Source organism: Pseudomonas sp. P4_C8, from assembly GCF_056401975.1.
Genome location: NZ_JBFUIH010000062.1, coordinates 1 through 12,748, shown reverse-complemented (window position 1 = coordinate 12,748; position 12,748 = coordinate 1). Strand labels below are relative to the sequence as shown.

The window sequence follows — 12,748 nt, the reverse complement described above, 5'->3', positions numbered from 1 at the left end:
GGCCTTGCCGGTCACTCAAAACGCCCCTGTCGCAAGACCGGGGCGTTTTTGTACCTGCCGTCTGACCTGCAAACGTGACGCTTGCGCCGTGGATCAGGTACAATTCCCGGCTATTTTTCGGCGGGCTATGCCTGCAGCCTTTTTGAGTGTTGATCCGTGAGTGATTTGAGTCATATCCGCAATTTCTCCATCATCGCCCACATTGACCATGGCAAGTCGACGCTGGCTGATCGATTCATCCAGATGTGCGGCGGCCTTGCCGAGCGCGAAATGGAAGCCCAGGTGCTGGACTCCATGGACCTGGAGCGTGAACGCGGGATCACCATCAAGGCCCACAGCGTCACCCTTTATTACACCGCTCGCGATGGCATCAAGTACCAGCTGAACTTCATTGACACCCCCGGCCACGTTGACTTCACCTACGAAGTCAGCCGGTCGCTGGCGGCCTGTGAGGGTGCTTTGCTGGTGGTCGATGCCGGTCAGGGCGTTGAAGCGCAGTCGGTTGCCAACTGCTACACGGCGATCGAGCAGGGCCTGGAAGTCATGCCGGTCCTGAACAAGATCGACCTGCCACAGGCCGATCCGGACCGCGTTAAAGAAGAAATCGAAAAAATCATCGGCATCGATGCCACCGACGCGGTCGAGTGCTCTGCCAAGACCGGTCTGGGCGTCGATGAAGTGCTCGAGCGCCTGGTCGCCACCATCCCTGCACCGACCGGCAACTACGAAGATCCGCTGCAAGCGTTGATCATCGACTCGTGGTTCGACAACTACCTGGGCGTTGTTTCCCTGGTACGCGTGCGCCACGGTCGTGTGAAGAAGGGCGACAAGATCCTGGTCAAATCCACCGGCAAGATCCACCTGGTGGACAGCGTCGGTGTATTCAACCCGAAACACACCCCTACCGCTGACCTGAAGGCCGGTGAAGTGGGCTTCATCATTGCCAGCATCAAGGACATTCACGGTGCGCCAGTGGGCGATACCCTGACCTTGAGCTCGACGCCAGACGTCGACGTGCTGCCAGGGTTCAAGCGCATTCAGCCGCAGGTCTACGCCGGTCTGTTCCCGGTCAGCTCCGACGACTTCGAAGACTTCCGTGAGGCCCTGCAAAAGCTCACGCTCAATGACTCGTCCCTGCAGTACACCCCGGAAAGCTCCGACGCCCTGGGCTTCGGTTTCCGTTGCGGATTCCTCGGCATGCTGCACATGGAAATCATCCAGGAGCGCCTGGAGCGCGAGTACGACCTGGACCTGATCACCACAGCGCCGACAGTAATTTTTGAGCTGTTGCTGAAAACCGGCGAAACGATTTACGTCGATAACCCGTCGAAGCTTCCGGACCTGTCCTCGATCGAAGACATGCGTGAGCCGATCGTGCGGGCCAATATTCTTGTGCCGCAAGAGCACTTGGGCAACGTCATTACCCTGTGTATCGAAAAACGTGGCGTGCAACACGACATGTTGTTCCTCGGTTCCCAGGTCCAGGTGACCTACGATTTGCCGATGAACGAAGTGGTCCTGGACTTCTTCGACCGTCTGAAATCGACCAGTCGTGGTTATGCTTCGCTGGATTACCATTTCGACCGTTATCAATCGGCTAGTCTGGTGAAACTGGACGTGCTGATCAACGGTGACAAGGTCGACGCCCTGGCGCTGATCGTGCACAAGGATAACGCGCACTACAAAGGTCGCCAGTTGACCGAGAAGATGAAAGAACTGATTCCGCGCCAGATGTTCGACGTCGCGATCCAGGCCGCCATTGGCGGGCAGATCATTGCGCGAACCTCCGTCAAGGCACTCAGAAAGAACGTATTGGCCAAATGCTACGGCGGTGACGTTAGCCGTAAGAAGAAACTGCTTGAAAAGCAAAAGGCCGGTAAAAAACGCATGAAGCAAGTCGGCAACGTGGAAATTCCACAAGAAGCCTTCCTTGCAGTGCTCAGGTTGGATAGTTAGGTCCTATGTCACTAAATTTCCCGCTGTTGCTGGTCATCGCCGTGTTCGTCTGCGGCCTGTTGGCGTTGCTCGATCTGGTTTTTCTGGCACCGCGTCGGCGTGCTGCCATTGCCTCCTATCAGGGCAGCGTCAGCCAGCCTGATGTGGTGGTGGTCGAGAAACTGAACAAAGAGCCGCTGCTGGTCGAATACGGCAAGTCGTTCTTCCCGGTGTTGTTCATCGTGCTGGTCCTGCGTTCGTTCCTGGTGGAACCGTTCCAGATTCCTTCCGGCTCGATGAAACCGACCCTGGATGTTGGCGACTTCATTTTGGTGAACAAGTTTTCTTACGGGATCCGCCTGCCGGTAATCGACAAGAAAGTCATCGAAGTGGGTGATCCACAACGCGGCGATGTGATGGTGTTCCGCTACCCGAGCGATCCGAACGTCAACTACATCAAGCGAGTCGTGGGCCTGCCGGGTGACAAGATTCGTTATACCGCTGACAAGCGTCTGTTCGTCAACGGCGAGTCGATTGCTGAACAGATGGTCGGCTCCGAGCCGGGCACGTTGGGCAGTGCTGAGCTCTACAAGGAAAAACTCGGCGCTGCCGAGCACCTGATCCGCAAGGAAATGAGCCGCTATCGCGCGACCCCGGATCATTCGTGGACCGTGCCGGCCGGGCACTACTTCATGATGGGTGACAACCGCGACAACTCCAACGACAGTCGCTTTTGGGATGATCCAAGTATTCCCAAAGATCTGCTGGGCATGGTTCCCGACAAGAATATCGTCGGCAAGGCCTTCGCAGTCTGGATGAGCTGGCCGGAACCTAAACTCAGTCACCTGCCGAATTTCTCGCGGGTTGGCCTGATCAAGTAATCACACACGGCGCTGTTGAACACAGCGCCGAATGCTTTTCTGGAACCGACACAATCGGTACCGCAAGCATGAAGCCAATGATATTCAGGACGTTATTTTTGAACACAGCGTTAATTGTCCCAGGCCTGCGTCGACTCTCGGCGATGGCGGTGGAATCCAACCACGAACTCAGCGTGGGTAAACCGTGAGCGTCTCCTTAAGCCGTCTCGAGCGTCAGCTCGGCTACACCTTCAAGGATCAGGAACTGATGGTCCTGGCCCTGACTCACCGCAGCTTTGCCGGGCGTAACAACGAACGCCTGGAATTCCTCGGTGATGCCATCCTTAATTTCGTCGCTGGCGAGGCGCTGTTCGATCGCTTCCCGCTGGCGCGTGAAGGCCAGTTGTCGCGTTTGCGCGCGCGCCTGGTGAAAGGCGAGACCCTGGCCGTACTGGCCCGCGGTTTTGATCTGGGCGACTACCTGCGCCTGGGCTCCGGTGAACTGAAAAGCGGCGGTTTTCGTCGCGAGTCGATTCTGGCCGATGCCCTGGAAGCGCTGATTGGTGCGATCTACCTCGATGCCGGCATGGACATGGCGCGCGAACGCGTGCTGGCCTGGCTGGCCGGTGAGTTCGAAGGCCTGACATTGGTCGACACCAACAAAGATCCAAAAACCCGCCTGCAGGAATTTCTGCAATCGCGTGGTTGTGAGCTGCCACGTTACGAAGTGGTGGATATCCAGGGTGAGCCGCATTGCCGGACGTTCTTCGTCGAATGTGAAATCACCTTACTGAATGAAAAAAGCCGAGGTCAGGGTGTGAGTCGTCGTATTGCCGAACAGGTAGCGGCCGCCGCAGCACTGATTGCCCTGGGTGTGGAGAATGGCAATGACTGATTCAACTGCAACTCGCTGTGGCTATGTTGCCATCGTCGGCCGTCCCAACGTGGGCAAGTCCACGCTGCTGAACCACATCCTGGGTCAGAAACTGGCGATCACCTCGCGCAAACCGCAAACCACCCGTCACAACATGCTGGGCATCAAGACCGAAGGTGCCGTGCAGGCGATCTACGTCGATACCCCGGGCATGCACAAGGGTGGCGAAAAAGCGCTGAACCGCTACATGAACAAGACTGCGTCGGCGGCGTTGAAAGACGTTGACGTGGTGATCTTCGTCGTTGACCGCACCAAGTGGACTGACGAAGACCAGATGGTCCTCGAGCGCGTCCAGTACGTGACCGGTCCGTTGATCGTGGCGCTGAACAAGACTGATCGCATCGAAGACAAAGCCGAATTGATGCCGCACCTGACCTGGTTGCAGGAGCAGCTGCCGAACGCGCAGATCATGCCGATTTCGGCCCAGCACGGGCACAACCTCGAAGCACTGGAACGTGTGATTGCCGGTTACCTGCCGGAGAACGATCACTTCTTCCCGGAAGACCAGATCACCGACCGCAGCAGCCGCTTCCTCGCCGCTGAACTGGTGCGTGAGAAAATCATGCGCCAGATGGGCGCTGAGTTGCCGTACCAGATCACCGTGGAAATCGAAGAGTTCAAGCAGCAGGGCAAAACCCTGCACATCCATGCCTTGATCCTCGTTGAACGTGACGGCCAGAAGAAAATCATCATTGGCGACAAGGGCGAACGCATCAAGCGTATCGGCACTGAGGCGCGCAAGGACATGGAGCTGCTGTTCGACTCCAAGATCATGCTCAACCTTTGGGTTAAAGTGAAAGGCGGCTGGTCCGATGACGAGCGCGCATTGCGTTCGTTGGGTTACGGCGACCTGTAAACCCCGGCTCCCGATACACTGAAAAACCCTTGTGGGAGCGAGTCTGCTCGCGAAGAGGTTGTAACATTCAGCATTGATGTTGACTGTCACACCGCTTTCGCGAGCAGGCTCGCTCCCACATTGTTTTGGGTTGTATGCAAGACTGCGCGCTGCCATTGAGTACCCTGACTTCCATGTCTCAAACCCCTACCGCCCAACCCGCCTACGTGCTCCACAGTCGCGCCTACCGCGAAAACAGCGCGTTGGTCGATTTCCTCACGCCACAAGGTCGGCTGCGGGCGGTGTTGCGCAGTGCGCGGGGTAAGGCCGGGACATTGGCGCGGCCGTTCGTACCCCTGGAAGTCGAGTTCCGGGGGCGCGGTGAATTGAAGAACGTCGGGCGGATGGAAGCCGCCGGTGTTTCAACCTGGCTCAGTGGTGAGGCGCTGTTTAGCGGTCTCTACCTTAATGAACTGCTGATCCGTCTGTTGCCCTCCGAAGACCCGCACCCAGCCGTGTTCGACCACTATGCCGCCACCTTGCTCGCACTGGCCGAAGGCCGTCCGCTGGAGCCGTTGTTGCGCTCTTTCGAATGGCGCTTGCTGGACGACCTCGGTTACGGCTTTGCTCTGACCACGGACATCCACGGCGAGCCCATCGCCCCGGACGGTCTCTACCGTTTGCAGGTGGATGCTGGTCTGGAGCAGGTCTATCTGCTGCAACCCGGACTGTTCAATGGTGCCGAGCTGTTGGCCATGGCCGATGCCGACTGGACTGCGACCGGGGCGTTGTCCGCCGCCAAGCGTCTGATGCGTCAAGCATTGGCTGTGCATCTGGGTGGTCGTCCGTTGGTTTCCCGAGAGTTGTTTCGAAAGCCATAGGGTATGCTGTGCTCCGAACTTTCCCCTCTTCAGGAGCGCTTCCGTGACCACCAGCAATCGCATTCTTCTTGGCGTGAACATCGACCACGTTGCCACCCTGCGTCAGGCCCGGGGCACTCGCTATCCGGATCCGGTCAAGGCAGCACTGGACGCGGAAGAGGCGGGCGCTGACGGCATCACCGTGCATTTGCGCGAAGACCGTCGGCACATCCAGGAACGCGACGTTCTGTTGCTCAAGGACGTGCTGCAAACCCGCATGAACTTCGAAATGGGTGTCACCGAAGAAATGATGGTGTTCGCTGAGCGCATCCGCCCGGCGCACATTTGCCTGGTCCCGGAAACCCGTCAGGAACTGACCACTGAAGGAGGCCTGGACGTGGCAGGGCAGGAAGCGCGGATCAAAGCCGCCGTAGATCGCTTGTCGAAGATTGGTTGTGAAGTCTCGCTGTTCATCGACGCGGATGAGCGGCAGATTGAAGCGTCCCGCCGTGTGGGTGCGCCGGCTATCGAACTGCACACTGGTCGTTACGCCGATGCCGAGACGCCAACTGACGTGGCTGAAGAGCTCAAGCGTGTGGCCGAAGGCGTAGCGTTTGGTTTGGCTCAAGGGCTGATCGTCAATGCCGGGCACGGGTTGCATTACCACAACGTAGAAGCGGTGGCGGCAATCAAAGGCATCAATGAACTGAACATCGGCCATGCGCTGGTGGCGCATGCGTTGTTTGTCGGCTTCAAGTCGGCGGTGTCTGAAATGAAAGCACTGATCCTGGCCGCCGCAAAAGCCTAAAGCCAACACGAAGCAAATGTGGGAGTGAGCCTGCTCGCGATGGCGGTCTGACATTCAACACTGATGTTGAATGTAATGGCCTCATCGCGAGCAGGCTCGCTCCCACAGTGTATTGGTGGTGGGTTTTAGAGCGGCGCGGGTTCTTGAGCCGGTTTCGACTTGTCGATCCCCGGCACATGCAGATTGCCTTCGGCCACCTGGTCGCCTTCAAGCTGTGGCTGCGTGACCCACGTCAGGATGTCGTAGTAACGACGGATGTTCGCCACAAAATGCACCGGCTCGCCGCCCCGGGCGTAGCCATAACGCGTCTTGCTGTACCACTTTTTCTCTGACAGGCGCGGCAGCATTTTCTTCACGTCCAGCCACTTGTCCGGGTTCAGTCCTTCCTTCGTCGCCAGTTTGCGCGCGTCATCCAGGTGACCGGTGCCGACGTTGTAAGCGGCCAGGGCAAACCAGGTGCGATCCGGCTCCTGAATCGACTCGTCCAGTTGATCCTTGATATAGGCCAGGTACTTGGCCCCACCCATGATGCTTTGCTTGGGGTCGAGGCGGTTGGACACACCCATCGCCTGCGCGGTGTTCTGGGTCAGCATCATCAGGCCGCGCACGCCGGTCTTGGACGTGACCGCCGGTTGCCACAACGATTCCTGATAACCGATGGCGGCCAGCAGGCGCCAGTCGACTTTTTCTTTCTTGGCGTATGACTTGAAGTGCTGTTCGTACTTGGGCAGGCGCTGCTGCAAGTGCTGGGCGAAAGTGGTGGCACCCATGTAGCCGAGAACGTCGACATGCCCGTAGTAGCGGTCTTTGAGGCGTTGCAGGGTGCCGTTTTTCTGCACCTTGTCGAGGTAGTCGTTGATTTCGTTGAGCAGGCTGTTGTCTTCGCCAGCGGCTACGGCCCAGCTCTGGTTGCTGGCGTCGCCGAGGTCGAAGGCGACCCGTATGTTGGTGAAGTACACCTGGTTCATCGCGACTTCGTTGGAGTCGACGAGGGTCAGATCGATCTGGCCTTCATCGACCATGCGCAGCAGGTCGACGACTTCAACCGCGTCGGATTCTTCATACTCAATGCCCGGGTATTTCTTTTTCAGCTCTGCCAACTGTTCGGCGTGGGTGCTGCCTTTGAGCACCATGATCTTCTTGCCGACCAGATCACCCGCGTCGGTCGGCCGCGATTGGCCGTTGCGGTAGATGATCTGTGGGGTGACTTCCAGGTAGGAGTGAGAAAACCTGACCTGCTTTTTACGTTCTTCGCTGCCAACCAGGCCGGCCGCAGCCAATACCGGGCCGTTAGGCTTGCCAACCTGGCTGTACAGGTCGTCGAGGTTGTCGGCAGTCTCGATCTTGAGTTCCACCCCCAGATCGTCGGCGAAGCGCTTCACCAGTTCGTATTCGAATCCGGTTTCACCGTTGCGATCCTGAAAGTAGGTGGCGGGGCTGTTTCGGGTAACCACGCGCAGCACGCCATCCTCCTTTACGCGCTCCAGCGTGTTGGGTTTATCAACACAGCCATTGAGCAGCAGGAAGAGTCCGGTTGCGATCAGCCATTTGGCGTACCGCGGACGCAAAGCCGTTGGGGAAAACATCTGCGCAGTATACGCAAAGGACCACGAGCGCCATATCTCGACAGAGAAGGGCTTGTCTGCTAGGCAATTGAAAAGCTCTCCAGAGCCCGCAGGAATGGGCCTTGACAGCATTTTTTGAGCGGAAAAAATAACCCTTTTTGAGTGCCGTTTTCAGGCCCGGATCTGCGGTCCGACACCCAGGTGCAGCCGCCTGTACCGTTTCGGGTGATGTCGCTGGCGGTTTAGGCTAGAATGCACGGCCTCAAAGCACACCCCTCCCGAGGCTGTCCCGAAGATGTTGATCCTGCGCGGCGCTCCTGCCCTTTCTGCCTTTCGCCACAGCAAACTCCTTGAGCAACTGAGCCAGAAGGTCCCGGCTGTCAGCGGCTTGTATGCTGAATTCGCTCACTTCGCCGAAGTTACCGGCGTCCTGACCGGCGACGAACAGCAGGTGCTCGCGCGCCTTCTGAAGTACGGCCCAAGTGTTCCGGTACAAGAGCCGACCGGTCGTCTGTTCCTGGTGTTGCCGCGTTTCGGCACCATCTCGCCGTGGTCCAGTAAAGCGAGCGACATCGCCCGCAACTGTGGCCTGAACAAGATCCAGCGCCTGGAGCGCGGCATCGCGTTCTACGTCGCCGGCCAGTTCAGCGACGCCCAGGCACAGCTGATTTCCGACACCTTGCACGACCGCATGACGCAGATCGTTCTGGCCAACCTTGAACAAGCCGCCGGCCTGTTCAGCCACGCCGAACCGAAGCCGTTGACTGCGATCGACGTGTTGGGTGGCGGCCGCGCCGCGCTGGAAAAAGCCAACACCGAGCTGGGCCTGGCCCTGGCCGAAGACGAAATCGACTACCTGGTCAACGCCTTCGTCGGTTTGAAGCGCAACCCGCACGACATCGAACTGATGATGTTCGCCCAGGCGAACTCCGAGCACTGCCGTCACAAGATCTTCAACGCCAGTTGGGACATCGACGGTCAGAGCCAGGAAAAAAGCCTGTTCGGCATGATCAAGAACACCTACGTGATGCACAGCGAAGGCGTTCTGTCGGCTTATAAGGACAACGCTTCGGTGATCGTCGGTAACGTCGCCGGCCGTTTCTTCCCGGACCCTGAAACCCGCCAGTACGGCGCGGTGCAGGAACCGGTGCACATTCTGATGAAAGTCGAAACCCACAACCACCCGACCGCGATTGCCCCGTTCCCGGGCGCATCCACCGGCAGTGGCGGTGAGATTCGTGACGAAGGCGCGACCGGCCGTGGTGCCAAGCCAAAGGCTGGCCTGACCGGTTTCACCGTGTCCAACCTGCAAATCCCGGGCTTCGAACAGCCGTGGGAAGTGCCGTACGGCAAGCCTGAGCGCATCGTCACCGCGCTGGACATCATGATCGAAGGCCCACTGGGTGGCGCCGCGTTCAACAACGAATTCGGTCGTCCGGCCCTGACCGGTTATTTCCGTACCTTCGAACAGTCGATCACCACCCCGCGTGGCGACGAAGTTCGCGGTTACCACAAGCCGATCATGCTGGCCGGCGGCATGGGTAACATCCGTGCCGAACACGTACAGAAAGGCGAGATCACCGTCGGCTCCAAGCTGATCGTGCTGGGCGGCCCGGCGATGCTGATCGGTCTGGGCGGCGGCGCCGCTTCCTCCATGGCCACCGGCACCAGCTCGGCGGACCTGGACTTCGCTTCCGTACAGCGCGAAAACCCTGAGATGGAACGTCGCTGCCAGGAAGTCATCGACCGTTGCTGGCAGTTGGGTGATAAAAACCCGATCAGCTTCATCCACGACGTCGGCGCGGGTGGTCTGTCCAACGCCTTCCCGGAATTGGTCAACGACGGCAACCGTGGTGGCCGCTTTGAACTGCGCAACATTCCAAACGACGAGCCGGGCATGGCCCCGCACGAAATCTGGAGTAACGAATCCCAAGAGCGCTACGTTCTGGCAGTCGGTCCGGCTGACTTCGAACGCTTCCAGGCGATCTGCGAGCGCGAGCGTTGCCCGTTCGCCGTGGTTGGCGAAGCCACTGCCGAGCCGCAACTGACGGTCACCGACAGCCACTTCGGCAACAGCCCGGTGGACATGCCGCTGGAAGTGCTGCTGGGCAAAGCCCCGCGCATGCACCGTTCGGCCGTTCGCGAAAACGAACTGGGCGATGACTTCGATCCGTCGACGCTTGAGATTGCAGATTGCGTAGAGCGCGTTCTGCATCACCCGGCCGTGGCGAGCAAAAGCTTCCTGATCACCATCGGCGACCGCACCATCACCGGCCTCGTGGCCCGTGACCAAATGGTCGGCCCGTGGCAGGTTCCGGTAGCCGACGTTGCCGTCACCGCCACCAGTTTCGACGTGTACACCGGTGAAGCCATGGCCATGGGCGAGCGTACTCCGCTGGCCCTGCTGGACGCCCCGGCGTCGGGCCGCATGGCCATCGGCGAAACCCTGACCAACATCGCCGCTTCGCGCATCAACAAGATCTCCGACATCAAACTGTCGGCGAACTGGATGTCCGCTGCCGGTCATCCGGGTGAAGACGCGCGTCTGTACGACACCGTGAAAGCGGTCGGCATGGAGCTGTGCCCTGAGCTGGGCATCACCATTCCGGTGGGCAAGGACTCCATGTCCATGGCCACGCGCTGGAACGACGAAGGCGTCGACAAGACCGTGACCTCGCCGATGTCCCTGATCGTGACCGGTTTCGCGCCAGTGGCTGACATCCGTCAGACCCTGACCCCGGAACTGCGCATGGACAAGGGCACCACCGACCTGATCCTGATCGATCTGGGCCGTGGTCAAAACCGCATGGGCGCCTCGATCCTGGCCCAGGTGCACGGCAAGCTCGGCTCGCAAGCGCCGGACGTTGATGATTCCGAAGACCTCAAAGCCTTCTTCGCCGTGATCCAGGGCCTGAACGCCGACGGTCACCTGCTGGCGTACCACGACCGTTCCGATGGTGGTCTGCTGACCAGCGTGGTGGAAATGGCCTTCGCCGGTCACTGCGGTCTGAGCCTGAACCTCGACGGTCTCGCGGAAACCTCCGCCGACATCGCCGCGATTCTGTTCAACGAAGAACTGGGCGCCGTGATTCAGGTTCGTCAGGACTCCACGCCGGACATCCTCGCGCAATTCAGCGCTGCCGGTTTGGGCGAGTGCGTGTCGGTGATCGGTCAGCCGATGAACAACGGCCAGATCAACATCACCTTCAACGGCGAAACCGTATTCGAAGGTCAGCGTCGTCTGCTGCAGCGTCAGTGGGCTGAAACCAGCTACCAGATCCAGCGTCTGCGTGACAACGCCGACTGCGCCGAACAAGAGTTCGACGTGCTGCTGGAAGAAGACAACCCGGGTCTGAGCGTCAAGCTCAGCTTCGACGTCAACCAGGACGTCGCCGCGCCTTACATCAAAAAAGGCATCCGCCCACAGGTTGCCGTACTGCGTGAGCAGGGCGTCAACGGTCAGGTGGAAATGGCGGCCGCGTTCGATCGCGCCGGTTTCAACGCAATCGACGTGCACATGAGCGACATTCTGGCCGGCCGTGTCGACCTGAACGAGTTCAAAGGTCTGGTGGCGTGCGGTGGTTTCTCCTACGGCGACGTGCTCGGTGCCGGCGAAGGCTGGGCCAAGTCCGCGCTGTTCAACAGCCGTGCTCGCGATGCGTTCCAGGGTTTCTTCGAACGTAACGACAGCTTCACCCTCGGCGTGTGCAACGGTTGCCAGATGATGTCCAACCTGCACGAGCTGATTCCGGGCAGTGAGTTCTGGCCGCACTTCGTGCGTAACCGCTCCGAGCAGTTCGAAGCGCGCGTGGCGATGGTGCAGGTCCAGGAGTCGAACTCGATCTTCCTGCAAGGCATGGCCGGTTCGCGTATGCCAATCGCCATCGCTCACGGTGAAGGTCATGCCGAGTTCGCCAGCGAAGAAGCGTTGCTGGAAGCCGATCTGTCGGGTTGCGTGGCGATGCGTTTCGTCGACAACCACGGCAAGGTCACTGAAAAATACCCGGCCAACCCGAACGGCTCGCCGCGCGGGATCACCGGTTTGACCAGCCGCGACGGTCGCGTAACGATCATGATGCCGCACCCGGAACGTGTGTTCCGCGCCGTGCAGAACTCGTGGCGTTCGGAAGACTGGAACGAAGACGCGCCGTGGATGCGTATGTTCCGTAACGCTCGTGTGTGGGTGAACTAAGCGCCGTGTACAAGCTCAGCTTTTTTGTTCCGGTCAGTCATGTGGAACAGGTCAAGAGTGCCGTATTCGCCGCCGGTGGCGGACGGATCGGCGCTTACGATCATTGCGCCTGGCAAGTGCTCGGCCTCGGCCAGTTTCGCCCGTTGGATGGCAGTCAGCCGTTCATTGGGGAAGCGGGGCAGGTTGTGCAGGTTGAGGAATGGAAGGTTGAGCTGGTGGTCAGCGATGAGTTGATTCGGGCGGTGGTGGTGGCTTTGAAAGAGAGCCATCCCTATGAGACGCCGGCTTACGAGGTGTGGCGGCTGGAGGATTTTTGATCTTCTGGCTGCTGAAATGAGAAACCCGCTGAATTTGCGTTCAGCGGGTTTTTTGTTGGCTGCGATGGCGGCCTTTGGGCCGACCATGCTGTTGTTTTTGGGGTACATATCCGTTGCTGCGGTAACGGCCACTTAGGGTTTCGCCCTTACGGCGCCTCACTTTTTTTTCAAACGCCAAAAAAAAGTAAGCAAAAAAAGGCTCGCCCCGAGCGTCCGGCCCCTCGCCAGGGCTCGGCGTTCCTTCGCTCCGGTATCCATCCGGGGACACTGCCCTCCGGTCGGCTTCGCTTCGACCTACATGCAGCGTGTTCGACTGCGTCGAACGGCGCTACGCGCCACTCCCCGGATGAACACCTCCACTCAGCCTCCCGAAGGGGCGGGTGGATCAAGATCAAAAGCTGCAGGCGAGCTAACGCTCGGCCTGATGAGTGGTGAGGAGCAA

9 protein-coding genes are annotated in these 12,748 nt (G+C 59.3%); 8 read left to right on the top strand and 1 reads right to left on the bottom strand.

From position 1 onward, the window contains the following. Window positions 1–156 precede the first annotated feature (156 nt). The 6 genes from lepA (at window position 157) to pdxJ (ending at window position 6,232) form a co-directional block, all read left to right on the top strand. Window positions 157–1,956: a translation elongation factor 4 gene (gene lepA, locus AC1DWM_RS27145; RefSeq protein ID WP_223512046.1), complete on the top strand. Its 1,800-nt coding sequence runs from the start codon at window positions 157–159 to the stop codon at window positions 1,954–1,956. A 5-nt stretch (window positions 1,957–1,961) separates the two neighbouring features. Further along, window positions 1,962–2,816: a signal peptidase I gene (gene lepB, locus AC1DWM_RS27140; protein WP_223512044.1), complete on the top strand. Its 855-nt coding sequence runs from the start codon at window positions 1,962–1,964 to the stop codon at window positions 2,814–2,816. Between the two features lie 184 nt (window positions 2,817–3,000). After that, window positions 3,001–3,690, top strand: coding sequence for a ribonuclease III (gene rnc / locus AC1DWM_RS27135; RefSeq protein ID WP_027924885.1), 690 nt, complete (start codon window positions 3,001–3,003; stop codon window positions 3,688–3,690). Continuing rightward, the gene (era, locus tag AC1DWM_RS27130; protein WP_007944847.1) at window positions 3,683–4,585 is read left to right on the top strand and encodes a GTPase Era; all 903 of its coding nucleotides are present in this window, start codon (window positions 3,683–3,685) and stop codon (window positions 4,583–4,585) included. Before rnc ends, era begins: the two co-directional genes overlap by 8 nt. A 173-nt stretch (window positions 4,586–4,758) precedes the next feature. After that, window positions 4,759–5,445 (top strand): DNA repair protein RecO, encoded by a 687-nt coding sequence (gene recO, locus AC1DWM_RS27125; protein ID WP_223512042.1) that lies wholly within the window; start codon window positions 4,759–4,761, stop codon window positions 5,443–5,445. Window positions 5,446–5,488: 43 nt separating this feature from the next. Beyond that, entirely contained in the window at window positions 5,489–6,232 is a 744-nt protein-coding gene (gene pdxJ, locus AC1DWM_RS27120; RefSeq protein ID WP_477796606.1) for a pyridoxine 5'-phosphate synthase, read from the top strand. 125 nt (window positions 6,233–6,357) lie between these two features. Here the strand turns inward: pdxJ and mltF are convergent, their stop codons facing one another. Further along, window positions 6,358–7,818: a membrane-bound lytic murein transglycosylase MltF gene (gene mltF / locus AC1DWM_RS27115; RefSeq protein WP_223512038.1), complete on the bottom strand. Its 1,461-nt coding sequence runs from the start codon at window positions 7,816–7,818 to the stop codon at window positions 6,358–6,360. A 274-nt stretch (window positions 7,819–8,092) separates the two neighbouring features. Here mltF and purL point away from each other — a divergent pair, with 274 nt between their 5' ends. Further along, window positions 8,093–11,989 (top strand): phosphoribosylformylglycinamidine synthase, encoded by a 3,897-nt coding sequence (gene purL, locus AC1DWM_RS27110; protein WP_477796605.1) that lies wholly within the window; start codon window positions 8,093–8,095, stop codon window positions 11,987–11,989. 5 nt (window positions 11,990–11,994) lie between these two features. Further along, window positions 11,995–12,306: an NGG1p interacting factor NIF3 gene (locus AC1DWM_RS27105; RefSeq protein WP_477796604.1), complete on the top strand. Its 312-nt coding sequence runs from the start codon at window positions 11,995–11,997 to the stop codon at window positions 12,304–12,306. The last annotated feature ends 442 nt before the right edge of the window (window positions 12,307–12,748 follow it).